Annotated in this window: 14 protein-coding genes; 1 reads left to right on the top strand and 13 read right to left on the bottom strand. The window is 38.2% G+C overall.

Annotation, left to right across the window (positions count from 1 at the left end):
• Positions 1 to 304 precede the first annotated feature (304 nt).
• From cas2 to pstC, 9 genes are all read right to left on the bottom strand, one after another.
• Positions 305 to 637 carry a CRISPR-associated endonuclease Cas2 gene (gene cas2 / locus AC0UMU_RS08610; RefSeq protein WP_288640616.1) on the bottom strand — a complete coding sequence of 111 codons (333 nt, stop codon included), beginning with the start codon at positions 635 to 637 and terminating at the stop codon, positions 305 to 307.
• Complete coding sequence (gene cas1, locus AC0UMU_RS08605; RefSeq protein ID WP_288640614.1) at positions 637 to 1566, bottom strand: type II CRISPR-associated endonuclease Cas1; 930 nt, start codon at positions 1564 to 1566, stop codon at positions 637 to 639. Before cas1 ends, cas2 begins: the two co-directional genes overlap by 1 nt.
• 230 nt (positions 1567 to 1796) lie before the next feature.
• Entirely contained in the window at positions 1797 to 6095 is a 4299-nt protein-coding gene (gene cas9 / locus AC0UMU_RS08600) for a type II CRISPR RNA-guided endonuclease Cas9 (protein WP_288640612.1), read from the bottom strand.
• Between the two features lie 468 nt (positions 6096 to 6563).
• The gene (locus tag AC0UMU_RS08595; protein WP_288640610.1) at positions 6564 to 8282 is read right to left on the bottom strand and encodes a sialate O-acetylesterase; all 1719 of its coding nucleotides are present in this window, start codon (positions 8280 to 8282) and stop codon (positions 6564 to 6566) included.
• A gap of 39 nt (positions 8283 to 8321) precedes the next feature.
• On the bottom strand, positions 8322 to 8813 hold the full coding sequence (locus AC0UMU_RS08590; RefSeq protein WP_278715648.1) for a discoidin domain-containing protein: 492 nt from the start codon (positions 8811 to 8813) through the stop codon (positions 8322 to 8324).
• A 261-nt stretch (positions 8814 to 9074) separates the two neighbouring features.
• Entirely contained in the window at positions 9075 to 9755 is a 681-nt protein-coding gene (gene phoU / locus AC0UMU_RS08585; RefSeq protein WP_022390672.1) for a phosphate signaling complex protein PhoU, read from the bottom strand.
• Between the two features lie 23 nt (positions 9756 to 9778).
• Complete coding sequence (pstB, locus tag AC0UMU_RS08580) at positions 9779 to 10531, bottom strand: phosphate ABC transporter ATP-binding protein PstB (protein WP_009316745.1); 753 nt, start codon at positions 10529 to 10531, stop codon at positions 9779 to 9781.
• Between the two features lie 12 nt (positions 10532 to 10543).
• The gene (gene pstA, locus AC0UMU_RS08575; RefSeq protein WP_022599524.1) at positions 10544 to 11434 is read right to left on the bottom strand and encodes a phosphate ABC transporter permease PstA; all 891 of its coding nucleotides are present in this window, start codon (positions 11432 to 11434) and stop codon (positions 10544 to 10546) included.
• 4 nt (positions 11435 to 11438) lie between these two features.
• Positions 11439 to 12623: a phosphate ABC transporter permease subunit PstC gene (gene pstC / locus AC0UMU_RS08570; RefSeq protein ID WP_022599525.1), complete on the bottom strand. Its 1185-nt coding sequence runs from the start codon at positions 12621 to 12623 to the stop codon at positions 11439 to 11441.
• A gap of 193 nt (positions 12624 to 12816) precedes the next feature.
• Between pstC and AC0UMU_RS08565 the strand changes: the two genes are divergently transcribed.
• On the top strand, positions 12817 to 13632 hold the full coding sequence (locus tag AC0UMU_RS08565) for a phosphate ABC transporter substrate-binding protein (protein ID WP_009316742.1): 816 nt from the start codon (positions 12817 to 12819) through the stop codon (positions 13630 to 13632).
• 122 nt (positions 13633 to 13754) lie between these two features.
• Here AC0UMU_RS08565 and AC0UMU_RS08560 read toward each other — a convergent pair whose 3' ends face one another.
• From AC0UMU_RS08560 to AC0UMU_RS08545, 4 genes are all read right to left on the bottom strand, one after another.
• A complete protein-coding gene (locus tag AC0UMU_RS08560; protein WP_009316741.1) occupies positions 13755 to 14087 on the bottom strand; it encodes a DNA-directed RNA polymerase subunit omega in 333 nt (110 codons plus the stop codon).
• Between the two features lie 13 nt (positions 14088 to 14100).
• Positions 14101 to 14904: an outer membrane protein assembly factor BamD gene (locus AC0UMU_RS08555; protein ID WP_022599526.1), complete on the bottom strand. Its 804-nt coding sequence runs from the start codon at positions 14902 to 14904 to the stop codon at positions 14101 to 14103.
• A gap of 240 nt (positions 14905 to 15144) precedes the next feature.
• Positions 15145 to 15570 carry an ACT domain-containing protein gene (locus AC0UMU_RS08550; RefSeq protein ID WP_009316739.1) on the bottom strand — a complete coding sequence of 142 codons (426 nt, stop codon included), beginning with the start codon at positions 15568 to 15570 and terminating at the stop codon, positions 15145 to 15147.
• 14 nt (positions 15571 to 15584) lie between these two features.
• Positions 15585 to 16886 carry a phenylacetate--CoA ligase family protein gene (locus tag AC0UMU_RS08545; protein WP_009316738.1) on the bottom strand — a complete coding sequence of 434 codons (1302 nt, stop codon included), beginning with the start codon at positions 16884 to 16886 and terminating at the stop codon, positions 15585 to 15587.
• Between the last annotated feature and the right edge of the window lie 73 nt (positions 16887 to 16959).

Below are 16959 nucleotides of genomic sequence, written 5' to 3'. Positions count from 1 at the left end.
TTCAATTTATTATATATACGATGAAATATATATTTTCAAAAAAGATTCAATTACACAATACATACACACAATCGTTGTGATTTGCTTTCATTTTAGTATCTTTGAAGTATCGGAAACATCAAAATCAACGATACACGCTATAGTAGAGAGTTGTGATTTGCTTTCATTTTAGTATCTTTGAAGTATCGGAAACATCGCTATCTTTGTAAGATTTTATTAATTAATGACTTACAGAACAAATCAGAATAAAAAAAACGATGTTGTTTCCTATGAAAAATCCTGCACAATGGCAGGATTTTTCTTTTTAGAACAGTTCCAATTGTTGACCCGGAGTATTCACCGACATTGTTTTCTTACCATAGAAAAGCTCAATATTTCCGAATTGCTTATCTGTAATACACATAATTCCTACATTCCCATGCTCCGGGAGAAAAGATTTAACTCTTTTTATATGTACTTCTGCATTTTCGCTACTGGCGCAATGACGAACATAAATGGAAAATTGAAACATTGTAAAGCCATCCTTTTGCAGACTCTTCCTAAAATCTGTATATGCCTTTTTATCCTTTTTCGTTTCAGTAGGCAAATCAAATAGTACAAGTACCCACATAACACGATATTCACTAAATCGGTCCATCACATTTCCGGATAGGATATTTTACGCAATTCTCCACTAAAGCACTTATACAAAGAAGCAGTAGTCTGTCCAACAGCTATCATTAACGGACTTCGTTTTCCGGCAATATTGGTTTCCAATGTAGGAATAGTCAGTAATCGGACTTTCAACTCTTTTGTCAACTCAGCGTAATTTCCCCCTTGCCTAACTATGCTATAAACTAATCTATCTACATAGGGACGATATGGCTCCATAATATCATCTGCCAAACAATAAGCATTATAGCGGTTGTGGTGATGTATTCCCAATGTAGGTAAAAGCCCACTTGCCACTAACCCACGAGCAACAACGGCACGTAAAATAGCATAACCATAATTCAATAAATTATTAGGCGGAATACCGTCCCTATCTCTTGTAAAACCTTCTATCCGAAACAAGTTTTTCCAATAATAAGCTGCAGCACGAGCTTCTTGATTATCCGGATCTCCACTTCTCACATTGGCCGCCCACACTCTCATACACTTTATCTCTTCTCCGGTACACTCTTTTAACACAGCTGCCTGATTCTCTATCTTAGCTTTTACCGTCTGCTGCCAAAGTTGTTTCGACAATGGCAGAGAAGCATCCAACTGCTGCCTAAACCTCTCGTTCTGTGTAGTATTTCCATGTAGAGGAAGTAATAAACCTACCGGCATACTTTTACTGTCACATGTCAGAACAGCACAATTATTTTCAAGGAATGCCTCCAATACCCCTGAAGTGATAGTTATCTGTTTATGATCCAATACTATAACACCGATATCCTCTATCGGTTTGGACACTTCTGATACTTGTTTAAAATATTCAGGGAGAGTGTCATTATCAACAACTTCCGGTAATCTTATTATTAATTGGGCATTTCTTAGTGATAGATAGGCTGGGTTTCCAAAATAAAGTGTTTTCTTAATCATAATGCACAGATTTTAGTCATTAAGTTTCTAAGAGCTGCCTAAACTTTCCAATAAAAAATACTATCAGGTCATTTTTGCGTTTTCTTCCGGTCTTCTTTCCCGTTTTCACTCGTCAAATAGCCCGCTATCCTCCTCATAAAATCAGAAAAACATCCTCGAAAGGCACTCTCAAACCCAACCCGAGCAAAATTGAGACAGGCTCTGAGGAATTCCTTATAAATAATCTACTTTTAATATTCTCCTACTGAGACAATCTGCCCTATATGATTTACTCGGACTTTAACTATACCATCTAACTCATTGGGCCTTCGAATACGTTTCCATGTAATTTCTTTTAAAAACTTATCATCAACAACCTTAGTTTCCAGATGATGTCTAAACATATAATCTTTTTCCGTAATCTTCTGTACCCTAAACAAATTAGGACTGATCACCGCATAATTTTCCGGATTCAACAAATCCACCTCTTTCGGGTCGAATCCGGTTTTCTCATTAGGGAACACAAAATACTCGTTCTGTTTCATCGTGAACATAAACTGCCAGCCCTCACTTTTGTTATAATTCTTATCTATGACAGGTAAACCTAAATTCACCCGTGTGACAGCTTCAAAGAAAGAAACCACGACTTCGTCAAGTTCATACACAGGATTACCTTCATTATCAAGCATCTCTTGTCCTGTCTTATCTAAAACAGGTTTTCGATAAATAGCCACGTGATGATTATTGCCTATATTCACAAAATCCACAGGGATTTTCTTTCCTGTTTCATCTAAAATCAGATTTCCGTTTTTATCTTTCTTGCCATGCAATGATTGCACCTTATTAATACCTCGAATAGTCACTCGCTTGATAGCTATTCCTTTCTCCTCATTCAGCCATATAGGATTCTCATCTAAGTTAACAAATGCTCTCTTGGCTTCTCCATCATATTCTCTCAAACGTTGCTCCAAAATAGAACGAACTTTTGCATCAACCACCTTGTCTACACTTAAATTTGGATCGACAGGTTTACGTATGGTATAAACAGTTTCCAGCTCAACCGTTCGTACTCTCTCCGGTACTCGTGCCGTTTGTTCCCTATCAAGGCAAACCGGATTTTTTTCCAACGAGTTTTTACCGGTAAACGCTTTCTTGGGATCGTTACCAAAAGCCGCCAACCGTTCAAGCAAAGCATTCCGATAAGCCTGTTTGCACACTGTCGCAATTTTAGAGGAGTCAAAAGAAGCATTCACTTTTTCCTCTTTCGTAACATATTGTCTATGGCTACCGTAGATAGTCTCTAAATGCAATTGTCCTCGCGGGGTTTGTTGTAACTTCTTATTTTCTCCGCCCTTTCTTTTTGTACAATTCACATTATTAGTAACTACTTTATTTTTAGCCTTAATAGATACCAACAAAGTTTCCAAATGACTTTTCGCTTCTGCACGAAACCGCACTAACGGCATAGGAGGCAAAGCCCTTCCATTCTCAAAATAACGAGTCTTTATACCTATTATATCGGAGTGCTCTTTGCAGTCAGCCTGCCATGCCGCATTTTTGTTGTTAAAGTATTGAATAAACACATCTTTGGTAAAAGCTACGGTTAAAGCATCCATGGCATGATGCCGATGATCATTTCTTTTTGTCCAGTCCTTTATTCTTTTAATTTTTCGTCCATCCTTATCTTCATACACTTCTACCAAACCCAAAGTCTCATATTTAGGCAAGTTCAATTCTTTCAATACATCCACAAGCTGCCAATCCTCTCGCAATCTATCTGTTATAGAACCGGTGGTAGCTACTACTCTGCGACAAATCTCATTCAGCATAGCGAGAGCCTTTTTAGCTATATATTGTGTGTTTCTCAAATCCCGATCGATAAATCCTTCCGGAATATTTTCCTGCCCCATTTTCAATTTCCGGAGTTTTGTTCTATGACCTTTAAACAAACTTTCGCAACGATTAAGATATTGTTGCAAGCCTTTTTCTCCATATTTCTCCTTTACGAAGTCATAAGCTGTTTTATTTCCTTTCTCAATGTTAATCGCTTTATACTCCAATGTCTTATTCGACAATGAATCATCGAAAAGCCGAGCTTGCGGAATGATGTGTTCTATATCTATCTCTTTACTGAACACTTTTTCTTTGGGTATATACTGATTGGAATACAACGTTTTATATCCGTTATCCTTCAATTCCTCATAAAGTTTATAGCGAATAATGTCATTACGGCTCACATTTATCATGCCGAATTCTTCCTGCAATACTTTACGTATTTCTTCATGTTCACGGGTACTTTTTGCAATAGCTTTAGTCAGTTCTTCCCGTTCCTTAGCACTTTTCTTCAATTCACGCGCTAATTCTACTCGAATTTCATCAGGTTTTCCATAAGTGTCAATGATTGCGTTAATCACATTCACCATTTGATTCAAAATCTTTTCAACTACCGGATTACGCAAGCTGTTTTTAGGCAGAATATCCAGTTTATCTTTCAATACCTTATTTTCTATCTCCTCTTTAGTCAGAGAAGATTTAGAATGGCGATAGCCTGCATATCCACATGCCACATCATATCGGTTGCCTTCTTTCAAATAAGGCAAAATCTTTTTAATAGCTTTAGCACTCAGGCTTCCATAATCGTTTTGGAACGAAATATTCACAAGTTCTAAGGCACACTCTTTGCCCACATGGCAAAGCTCCATAAGCTTTTCAACCAACTTTCCGTTTCCGGTCGGTGTATTGTCTCCCTCAAATGAATATAATAAATGCCAAAGCTTGAAATAAGGCTGCTTCTCCAAATCTTTACCCTCTTTATTCAAATCTACGAAAAGCAAATCTGTATTCCATCCCAGATCGGCAAAGATAACTTGCAACTGTTCTATTATCTTATCTGTCGGTTTTCCAAAATCCAACGGTTCATAGCCATACTTCTCGATCATTTTGCTGTATGCCGAAAAGAGGACATTCCCCGTATCATTTCCTTCTATCTGTTCGAAATTCATATCCAAATCCTGAGGATTGTCGAACAGGAGTTTTAAAATATATTCTTTTTTAAGGCTCTTTTTTACGGAGAGTTCCTTAGCCAATATCTCTTTTTCTTCTTGATATAAATATCGCCATCCTTCTACCATCAAAGTATCCTCCGTACCGTCAAACAATCCGGGAAAAGCATCCGTTCTCTTTCGCTTACACTTTTTTTCACCGGCAAATACTTCTACATTATTCAATGTCTGCCATATTTTGAATTCTTGAAACAAAGGATGTGAACGAGGTATGACTTTACATCCCACCACCTTAGCTTGCATCTTGCCATTTTTCTCCACCATAATTTCTCGGTTTTCAAATTCACAAAAACCGATCAAACCTTTTTGGCTTTTCAAGCGTCTTTGGTAAAAGATAATAATATCACGAATTTCTTTTTTCAGCTCCACGGTCAACTCCTTATGGAATTCCGCCTGCTTTTCCCAAATTTTATCAAACTCATCCAAATAATCCTGCCGGTAGAACACCATGTTACGCAGACTTGTATTGGGATTCTTTTCCAGTTCAGCCATTTGATATTGACCTACCGTCTGACGATTAAAATAAAGGACCTTGCTCCGGTCGCTAATTGCTCCTAAATAACCACTTGAAGTACTTATCTGTCCATTAATTTCCTGCAACACCACTGCAACTTTTTCCAAGTCAAGCTGCTCCGTAAGAGCTTGTACACGCCAACGATAGTTCTCTTTTCTTTGTTCCTCCTTTTTGACAGTCCGTTTAAGACCGACAAGTTTACATTTTTTTTCCACACGTTCTGTTTTGGACTCTTTTTCATTCCAAACAACCATTTCATCCGTCCAAATAAAGTATTTCGCCAGAATAGCCCATGTCTGGCTTTTATTCTTTCCTTTGATTTCTTCTTTGGCGGTATCACAAAAGGCTTTCGGGTTAAACTGTTTTTGGAAGTTCCATATTCTATCAAACTCTTCCTGCAAATCGGAACTATAAAAATCAGGCAAAGACTTTTTGCCCGATTCGAGTAGCTGTAGACAAAGTTGCCCGGGAGTTAAATCCTCATCATACAATTTTTTAGCAACCTCCATTCCGTCAATCAAAGTTCCGGCCTCTTTTTCTTTTATTTTTCGACTGCTTTTATATCCCCGTTTTTTGTTGATCATCAACAACACACGTGCAAGTTCCTGTAAAGAGATTTCTTCATCGGGAGCTTTCGCCCTTAAACGATAAGTCTCAAACGTCGATCTGTTTCCTTGCTCCGAAAGAATAGTATCATCCGTTATAAACCCAACTTTTTTTAAAAGCTTTATTAATGCATCGCGCCGCAATTTATACCGCTGCAAATTACGGCGCATACTTCTTTTAAGAGTCCTGTCCGCATTAGTAGTAATACTTTTCCCTTTCTCAAAATTTTGCATTTCATCGACAGTCAAAGGATTCACTCGCACACCCAACTTAATGATCGATGATGCCTCATCTCTATTTTCAGCTTCATTTACCAATGCCCACCCTATACTGTTCGAACCCAAATCCAGACCTAAAATCTTTTTCATGATATATTTGTTTTAACTTTCCCAAATATAAAAATTTTATTTTAAAAATATTTGCACATAAACCATTTATTTTATACTTTTGTCATACTAAAATGAAGCAAATCACAATAAGGATCATTCCGTTGTGAAAACATTAGGTTCCCTCGCCCTTCTGCGGGGGATTTTTTATACCTGCTACTACCTTCAATAAACTAAATTCAAAAAAGAGCATTAAAAATAAACAGCACAATTTAATGCAATTGATATGGGGGAAGATTTTGAAAAAATTAAAAATGCTTATAATCAAAATTTTTCAACGTAATAACAATTCATATACCAGCGAAAAAAATGCAAATACAAGCTGAACCTCTGTCTATATTACCACTATCTATTCTTACTATTCACATCTATCAGTAATCAATCTTATAAAACAATAAAAAACAAATAGCGATTATCGGGTTGGTAAAACCTCAATAATCGCTATTCTAATTATTTTTCCCAATTGTCCGTACGGAAAGGAGATGCCGGAAGCAACTCTTTATTGTACAGGTTACAAACCGGACTGTTGGAAAATCCATAACGCACAGCAACAGGTTTCAGCACCTTCGGGCTCGAGACAATCACTCGATCTCCATCGATCACGGCATCAGCCCAAACAAATTTACGGTCTTCTCCGGCAATGCAGAACCCGGTAAGTTTCTCGGAATTTTTAGGCTTTTCTCCTTTAGGTGTATAGGGAGAAGATGCTATTGTCAATCCGCTTCCGCAATTACTGAAATGAATAATCGCCTTATCCCCCTCTATCGTCATGCTTTGGTATAATGGACCAGAAGCAATTATCTTTTCGCCGTATGCTAATTTTCTTGCTGCTAATGCCAAACGATGTCCTACGTCATATTTATCGATCGGATGCAGATCGAAAGGATCACCGACATCGATAGTCACAGCCATAGCCGTATTGGGCAAAGCAAGAGCTTTTAATTGTCCTTCACGCACCCAACGCCAGCCTTGTCCTTCTTCTGAAGGTTTCTGATCGACAGGTCCGAAATTCGGCAACTGTACGTATATAAAAGAGAAATCTCCTATTCCCCATTTTTGCCGCCAATCATTTATCATGCAAGGGAACAGCGTAGCATATTCTTTCCCTGATCCTCCGGAATTGAATTCTCCCTGATACCATATTACTCCTTTTATCGACAAAGGAATTAAGGGATTGATCATCGCATTGAACAGATTGGTCGGTCCGTTATTTCCTCCATTCGGTTTGGGCGGATCTGAAGGACGGGGAGAACTCGGTTTCGGTTTTTCCGGAACAGGAAGTCCGGCCGCCTGAGCCTTCTTTACCTCAATAGCCCATTCTTTTTGTGCCTTGTCCCACTCTTTACCCACAGTATTATTCCACTTTTTTATTGCTACGTCAAACTCGGCTTTCCTCTGTTTATAATTAGCAACAACCTCAGGGTTTATCCTGACATTTCTTTCATAAAGGTCGACATAACGTTTCAACTTAGGTTCAGCCTTCAAAGCAGACAGACTCGTCCAAGCCTCAGCACGTGTACCTCCCCATGCACTTTGTATTATTCCCAAAGGACGGTCATTCGCTTGACGAATGTCCCGGGCAAAATAATAAGCAGCACTTGCAAATCCCTGTCCGTTTATTTTCCTCAATGCCTCAGGTGTACATAAAACCCATTTTGCAGCCCATTCGGGGTTTTGGGTATCTTCGGGCATATAAATATCGGACAGAGGATCAAGCGAGGTATTTCTCGGGACAAAAAATAACCGTAACAGGGAATCTGCCGAAGCATCTACATCTTTTTTGTAATGATTTTTATTAATACCCCATTCCATATTAGACTGTCCCGAAGCGACCCATACATCTCCGATCAATACATCTTCATATACGATCTTATTATTTCCTTTTATCGTAAGGGTTTGCCCTTTCGATTTCGTTTTTATGGGCTTCAAGGAGATCTTCCATGTACCATCTGCTCCGGCAATCGTTTTCCCCTTTTTTCCGGCAAGAGTCACGACCACCTTTTCTCCGGGATCGGCCCATCCCCATATAGATAATTGAGAGTCCTGCTGCAATACCATATGGTCGCCAAAAATTCGTGGCATACGAATATCGGCTTTTACCGGACAACTACATAAAAGATATGCTCCGGCAATAATAGCTATCTGCTTTATCGATAATAATTTATTCATGATCTTATTCCAATTTTATTCTGCCATAAAATCATTACATTATTTTACAAGAAATTCGTGAATACTCCACCAAGTCGAAACATCTTTAGTCAATGCGATCTTTATATATCTCGTTTCGACAGATGAAGGAAAAGTTATTACCGTTGCATCTCCTTTAATCCCTTCTCCCGTAATAACTGGATTTCCCCAATCTTTTCCATCTTTAGAGAGATATACGGCATAACCTCGAGGGAAATCATTTGCACTACGGCCTTGCTGTAATTCGATCACACTAAATTTCTGAGGAGTCTTCATATCGACAATAATCCAATCTCCCGCAACTTGCGGTTTTCCCAATGTCCAACGAGAATCGAGATCACCATCGACAGTTTTAGAAGGATTTTGAAAATCATACTTATAATTAGATGCTGTTACAGTCCATCCCGTACGGTCAGTATCCTTTTCTTTATTCTCATTATTCGTTGCAGCTCGTAACATTCCGATCGAAACGATAACACATAAAACAAATACGGTAATTCTTTTTGCATTCATGATTTTAAAAGTTAATGATTAATATATAAAATGTGTCTTTATATAAACAAATATAGGAATGAGCGCTTAACGATTTTCGGAAAACGAACTTAATTGAAAATTAATAAATAGCTTAATATCGGAAATATGGTAAAATCAAAAAAGTAACGACTCAATTTCTCAAGAAAACTATAACATGCCTAGGTATAATTATAAAAAAACAGGGGAATGAACTATGTTAAAATTGCTCATTCCCCCCTTAAATATATTTTTTGGGGCAAATCAAATATAATGTTCGTCTGTATTTCCCTGATGTTTCAATACTTTTGCATTTACAAAAAAGATTATCTCTTCTGCCATATTCGTAATATGATCTCCCGCACGTTCCAACTTACGAAATACACTGACCAAATTCAGACAAGTCAACCGATCATCCGGATGTTCTCCCAAATAATCGGCAAGAATAGGCGTTACCGCCGAATTTATATCATCTAATAAATTGTCTTTAGCAAGAACAGATGTAGCCAAATCCGGATTTTCCTCATCCAAAGCTCGCTTAGCCATATCCAACATATCAAGAACTGTCATAAACATCGTCTTTAACTGCAATCTTTCCATCAATGCTTCATTTAACGGTTCAGGACAATGAATTACAAACCGAGCTATTCCTTCTGCAAAATCTCCGATTCGTTCCAGGTTCGAATTGATCTTCAGCATTGCCAGAACGAGCCGAAGGTCTACCGCCACCGGACTGTATAAAGCAATTATATCCTCTATATCACTGTCTATTTTCAATTCAAAGGCATTGACATGTTTTTCTCTTACAATGACTGTCTGTGCATCTTCCCTATTCAAATTTTGCACTGCATTTCCAGATTTATCAATCTGCGTTCTTACCAGCTCCCACATTTCATCCACTTCTTTGCGAAGACGGACTAACTTCGATTCTATAAATTCGACCATAACCTTATCTATTTCTAATAATATCAACCAAAGCGACCGGTAATATAATTTTGCGTGGCCTCTTTACCCGGATTTGTAAATATCTTTTTAGTATCGTCATACTCAACCATCTCTCCCATATAAAAGAAAGCTGTCTTATCGCTGATACGCGATGCTTGTTGCATATTATGTGTTACGATAACAATCGTATAATCGTTTTTCAGTTCATGAATCAACTCTTCTACTTTTGCCGTAGAGATCGGGTCAAGAGCCGAAGCCGGCTCATCCATCAATAAAACCGAAGGAGAAACCGCCATAGCACGTGCAATGCACAACCGCTGCTGCTGTCCTCCCGAAAGAGCAAAAGCCGATTCTTTCAACTTATCTTTCACTTCATTCCACAAAGCTGCTCCTTTCAAGGTTTCCTCTACGCGATTCCGAATAAATTCTTTATCCTTTACACCGTTGACACGTAATCCATAAGCAACATTCTCGAATATACTTTTCGGAAAGGGATTGGGTCTCTGAAAAACCATTCCCACATTTTTTCGCAATTCATCGACCTGTATATCCTTATCATATATATTTTTCCCATCAATCAAAATTTCCCCATTTAAACGTGTATCGGGAATCAAATCATTCATACGATTAAACAATCGAAGAAATGTGGATTTTCCACATCCCGACGGACCTATAAATGCCACGACAGATTTTTCTTCGATCTGCATACTTATTCCTTTGAGAGCGTGAAAATTCCCATAGTAAAAGTTTACGTCTCGGGCATCGATCTTATTCATTTTCTTTTTATATTAATTTGTTTTTACTTTATTTGAAAAATACTTTCTCAAGGCATTTGCCAGTAAATTGATAAACAGAATAATAGCGATCAGAACCAATGCCGTTCCGTATGCCAGCGGTAACTGAGCTTCCATGTTTGTTCCGCTTGTAGAGATAACATACAGATGATAAGGCAACGCCATACACTGATCAAAAATACTTTCGGGCAACTGTGGCAAAAAATAAGCAGCACAAGTAAATAATATGGGGGCTGTTTCTCCTGAAACTCTCCCTAACGCAAGAATCAAACCGGTAATAATATTGGGCATTCCCATCGGTAAAATCACATGCCATATCGTTTGCAGTTTAGTTGCTCCCAATGCCCGGCTACCTTCTCGCAGACTATCGGGAATAGCTTTCAGAGATTCCTCTGTCGTCCGAATCACCAGCGGCACGCAAAGCAACCCTAAAGTTAATGAACCGGCTATAATACTATCCCCAAAATTCAGATATTTTACAAACAACGCCATACCGAACAGTCCGAATACAATGGAAGGTATTCCGCTCAGATTGTTTGTCATAACCCGTATAAAACGCACCAACTTTCCTTTAGGAGCGTATTCGTTCATGTATATACCGCTCATCACTCCAACCGGAAATGCGAACAAGGCACTTCCGACCATCAAATAAAATGTTCCGACAATCGCCGGCCATATACCTCCCGCAGTCATCCCGTCTGTCGGAGATTCGGTAAGGAAATCCCAACTAATAACCCCGATTCCTTTGTAAATGATAAAGCCCAAAATAGCAAACAGAATAGCTACTACCAGAACACTCAGAAAAGAAAAAATTCCGAATGCAAAGTGTTGAGAACGTCTTTTCCGGACCTCATACCCGGATGGATAAATATTGCGAATATTCATGTTTTTACTTGTTTTTTGATGATACGTATTCTACACATGAGTTTATTATCAACGTAATAAAGAAAAGCACTACACCAAGCATAAAAAGTGCTTGATAATGAGCTCCTCCAGAAGGAGCTTCTCCCAATTCGGCAGCGATAGTAGCGGGTATCGTTCTTAAAGGTTCTAAAATAGAAACAGGGATTACCGCCGCATTTCCGGTGACCATTAAAACCGCCATCGTTTCTCCTATAGCCCGACCTATTCCCAAGACTACTCCCGAAGTAATTCCGGAAATCGAAAACGGAACAACGACTTTATATATAGTCTGCCAACGAGAAGCTCCCAAAGCCAGACTTGCTTCGCGCATCGTACGGGGACAGTTTCTCATGGCATCTTCCGCAACAGTAATGATAGTCGGTAGAGCCATAATCGCTAAAACGACACTTCCGGACAAACCAGTCTCTCCAACCGGTAAATTAAACACCTTCTGTATTATAGGAACAATGACAATCAAACCGAAAAATCCATAAACTACCGAAGGAATTCCACTCAATAATTCAATAAGAGGTTTAAGGATGCTCCGAACTCTCGGAGTGGCAATTTCAGACATATAGATAGATACGGATAGACCGAAAGGCAATGCTATAAGTATGGCAAAGAAACTTACCCATAATGTTCCCGTAATCAAAGGCAAGAATCCGAACTGCGGTGCCGGCGTTGCCGTAGGGAACCACTCTGTTCCGGCAAATACCTCTTTTAATGAAATCGTTTGATCTTCTAAAACATGAACATTCTGAGGATTCTCAACAAATTTTCGGGGTATAAAAGCGATGATTCCGGGGTCATCTTTAATCAGAGTCTCTATTTTAGATGATGCAAATTCATAAGATTCTCCCAATTCAGCTTCAGAATAATAAGCAGTCAAATCTTCCAGTCTAAAAAGCTTTATAGGTAAATCTTTTCCTCCCACTTCTTTCCAATTAACGATTTCCTCATCGAAAATATCTTTTATTTCTCTGCTGCTTAACTTTCCGATCTCATTTTCTTTATTCAAGACCAAAACATAACCGTCCTCTATTACCTTGTTATTAAATAAACCGAAAGCTTCTGTAAAAAGGAAAGCTACGATCAGCAAAATAGTAATACTTGTTATATATCCGCTACAAGTGAGGATACCTTCTACAATCTTTTCAAAAACTTTTTTCATCGTGTTTCTGTTTGTTGGCACAAAGGAATGAAACTCATATTAAGATCGTGTAAAGGAGATTTGAATAAACTGTTTCAGAATTATTACATTCATATTACAAAAATATCCGAGAGAGGTTTTGTAACTGTCAAATAACACCATTGTAAACCTTTTGTAATATCAGCTCTATTTCTTTGCGAATAAAACAAAAAATATGAAACGAACAAAAAGTTATCTGATTATTTCTTTATTCCTCGCCACAACATCATTATATGCACAACGTATTAAGGGAAGCGATACCGTTCTGCCTGTTTCACAACAAGCAGCAGAAAATTTCATGAAAAAATATCCTAAAGCACATGTTACCGTTACAGGAGGTGGAAGCGGTGTCGGAATATCCTCCTTAATGGACAATACTACCGATATAGCAATGCTATCGCGTCCTGTCAAATTCAGTGAAAAAATGAAATTGAAAGAGGCGAAACAAAATATTCAAGAAGTTATTATCGCTTACGATGCTCTTGCCGTTATCATTCATCCAGACAATCCGGTAAATAAACTCACGAGAAAACAATTGGAAGATATTTTCCGGGGAAAAATAAAAAACTGGAAACAGGTAGGCGGTAAAGATCAAAAGATAGTAGTATATACTCGGGAAACATCCTCGGGGACTTATGAATTTTTCAAAGAAAGCGTCCTAAAGAATAAAAATTATATGAGCGGAACACTCTCTATGCCGGCAACCGGAGCTGTAATTCAGTCGGTAAGTCAAACTAAAGGCGCTATAGGGTATGTGGGATTAGCATACGTAAGTCCTAAAATCAAGACATTAGCTATATCATACGACAACAAAAATTACTCATTACCTTCAGTTTCCAATGCTTCCCGAAAATTGTATCCGATCGTTCGCCCGCTTTATTATTACTATAATAAACAAAATGAGAAAACGATCTCTCCATTTATTCAATATTTACTATCCGATGAAGGACAGAGCATAATCAAAGATAACGGCTATGTTCCAATCCGATAAAATACTCAAATCAAAATTGCCTGAGATAGAACCTGAATAAGTAGAATTTTAAACAAAGAAAAAGACGACTCCGAAAAAAATTTTCGGAGTCGTCTTTTTCTTTGTTTTATTTCAAAAGGAATTTAGATTATCTCTTTTTCTTTAGCCGGATTTCTGTAATATACTTTACCTTCTTGATATTCCTGAGCAGCGATCAGTGTAGGTTTCGGCAACTTTTCATAATATCTTGAGATTTCAATCTGCTCTCTGTTTTCGAATACTTCTTCAAGATTATCATTAAAAGAAGCAAATTCCTGTAACTTCTTTTCCAGATCATTTTTCATTTCTACAGAAATCTGATTAGCTCTTTTTGCTATAATACAAACAGTCTCATAAACATTTCCTGTATCCGATGACAAAGCGATCATATCACGGGTAACAGTGTTTGTCGGTGCATTCGTTTTCTTGTAATCCATATTATTGTATTGATTAATCTTTTACGTATTTACTTGCTACATTAAAAATTTTCTTAGCATCCTTTGCATTTGCTCCATCGGGAAAATCATTGATAAAACTATAATATTCATCGATCACGTCTCTGAACCGTTCTATCTTTTTCTCTTCCACACTCTGTATAGCTTCTTGATATTTCGATTTCAAGATCAACATCGAAAGATCTTCTTTTCTCTTTGTATAGGGATAATCTTTCAGAGCATTCTGTGCAGTAATCACAGCCGCATCATAATTGTTACCCATATAGTTGCCCAAATTATAATATAATTGTGCATTCAACCACTCTTTTTCTACCAATTTTTCCTGTAAAGCAAAGATTATATCTTGAGCTTCCTTTGCTTTTTCGCTTCTCGGAAAATATTCCAGAAACATCTGCATCTCATCTATTGCCTTATAGGTTCCCGACTGATCGAGTTCCGGCTCGGGAGAATCCAAATAATAACCATAACCGGCATAAAAACGGGAAAGCTCTGCAAACTGGCCTTTAGGATAGTTTGTATAGTATGTTGTAAAATACTGCCCCGATGTTGAATAATCTTTCGCCATATAATGACTACGAGCCAACAGATAAAGGGATTCTTCAGCTTTATCTGTACCCTTATATATTGTCACCAACTCTCCTAACAGAGTATATGCCCGAGCATATTTTTTCTGTTCAAAATATTTCTTGGCATATTCATATTTCATATCATAATCGGTACTTTTAAGTATTTTATTATACTCACTGCACGAAGCAAGAAATAATACCGATACAAATAAATATAAAATTCTCTTCTTCATATAGACAAATAATGTGCAAATGTAGATAAACTGATTGAATAACGAAAACAAAAAAATGAATTTTAACGGATTAAGAAACTGTTTTGAGTCATCAAGTTTGAGAGCCTCTACGCAAAATTCAGACCGACACTTCAAAATCCATTTGAATTTTTACATGTCTCCAAATATACGAAATAGTGCTGTATATCCGTCTTATGAAAACAAATATACGGCACTATTCTATATTCATCAAATTTTTTATCAAAGTTTATACAACTGATGCGCAGCCATCAATTCGAGCCGATGTTCGGTCAATACCCGAATACAATTCTCTATATTATCCGGACGAATAACGACATGGGCAACATCTCCGGCTGCAAATGCATACATATATTCAATAAAAACATTTTCATCGGAAAGATACCCTAATGCTTTAGCCAAAGCTCCCGGCGTATTCGGACAGTTAAGACAGACGACATCGGTCAAAGAGACTCCGAAATGGTGTTTCTTCAAAGCTTCCAAAGCTTTATCCGGGTCAGAAACAATAACACGAAGAATGCCGAAATCTGCGGTTTCAGCCATACTAAATGCCGAAAGGTTTACACCTTCTTCTCCCAATATACGGGTTACTTCGTTAATACGTCCGGTCTTGTTTTCAAGAAAAACCGATAGCTGTTTTATAATCATAATCGTATCGTTTTTTAATCAATTTTGCGGTTATCAATCACTCGTTTAGCTTTTCCCTGACTGCGTTCTATGCTACGAGGTTCTACCAATTTTATATTGGCAGCAATACCGAGAACACTTTGCAGTCGGTGTCCTATTTTCTTTTTCAGCTCCATCATTCTGTTGATCTCGTCCGAATAGAATTGCTCCCGAACCTCTACTTGAACTTCCAATGTATCCAGATTATTTTTACGGTCAACAATCAGCATATAATGAGGTTCGAATTCTTCCAGTTCAAGAATTACACTCTCGACCTGAGAAGGGAATACATTTACTCCCCGAATAATCAACATATCGTCACTGCGTCCGGTGATCCGGCTCATACGCACAGTGGTCCGCCCACAATCGCATTTATCATATATGAGAGAGCATAAATCTTTGGTACGATAACGAAGCAAAGGCAATCCTTCTTTCGTTATCGTCGTAAATACCAATTCTCCCGACTCTCCCGGCGACAATGGTTCGAATGTTTTGGGATCGATGATTTCCGGGAAAAAATGATCCTCACTGATATGCGCACCATGTTGACACTCACATTCATAAGACACACCAGGTCCCATTACCTCACTCAAACCGTAAATATCAAAAGCTTTGATACCCAATTTAGATTCTATTTCACGGCGCATATTTTCAGACCAAGGCTCTGCTCCGAACATACCGACCCTCAACTTAAATTCTTCACGAGGGATACCGGAATCTTTTATCGCATCAGCTAAATAAAGAGCGTAAGAAGGGGTACAAGCCAAAGCCGTAGAGCCGAAATCATGCATCAACTGTATCTGTTTAGCCGTATTTCCACTCGACATGGGAATAACCGTCGCACCCAAATTCTCTACACCATAGTGCAAGCCCAAACCTCCGGTAAACAACCCGTAACCGAAAGAGACATGAAATATATCGTGCTTATCCGTACCATAAGCAGACAGACAACGAGCTACAACCTCTCCCCAAGTCGCCAAATCCTGGCGAGTATATCCTACGACAGTAGGACGACCGGTCGTCCCCGAAGAAGCATGCAAACGCACAATCTCCGACATCGGAACTGCAAAAAGCCCAAAGGGGTAATTATCTCTCAAATCCTGTTTTGTCGTAAAAGGGAGTTTGACGATATCATCAATACTATTTATATCGTTAGGGGTTATTCCCAGTTCCTGCATTTTCTTACGATAAAACGGAGTATTATGATAAACTCTTTCCACGGTTTGCCGCAGCCGGATTCCCTGTAACTTGCGCATTTCATCCCGACTCATGCATTCGATCGTTTCATTCCAAATCATGGTATATTACAACTTTTATTTTTCGTTTAATTTCATACTATGACGACAAAGTAAATAAAAAAATATCAATCCT

It is taken from the genome of Coprobacter fastidiosus (assembly GCF_982245605.1).
Note: the sequence above shows the minus strand (reverse complement) of the source record. Positions and strands in the feature narration are given on the sequence as shown.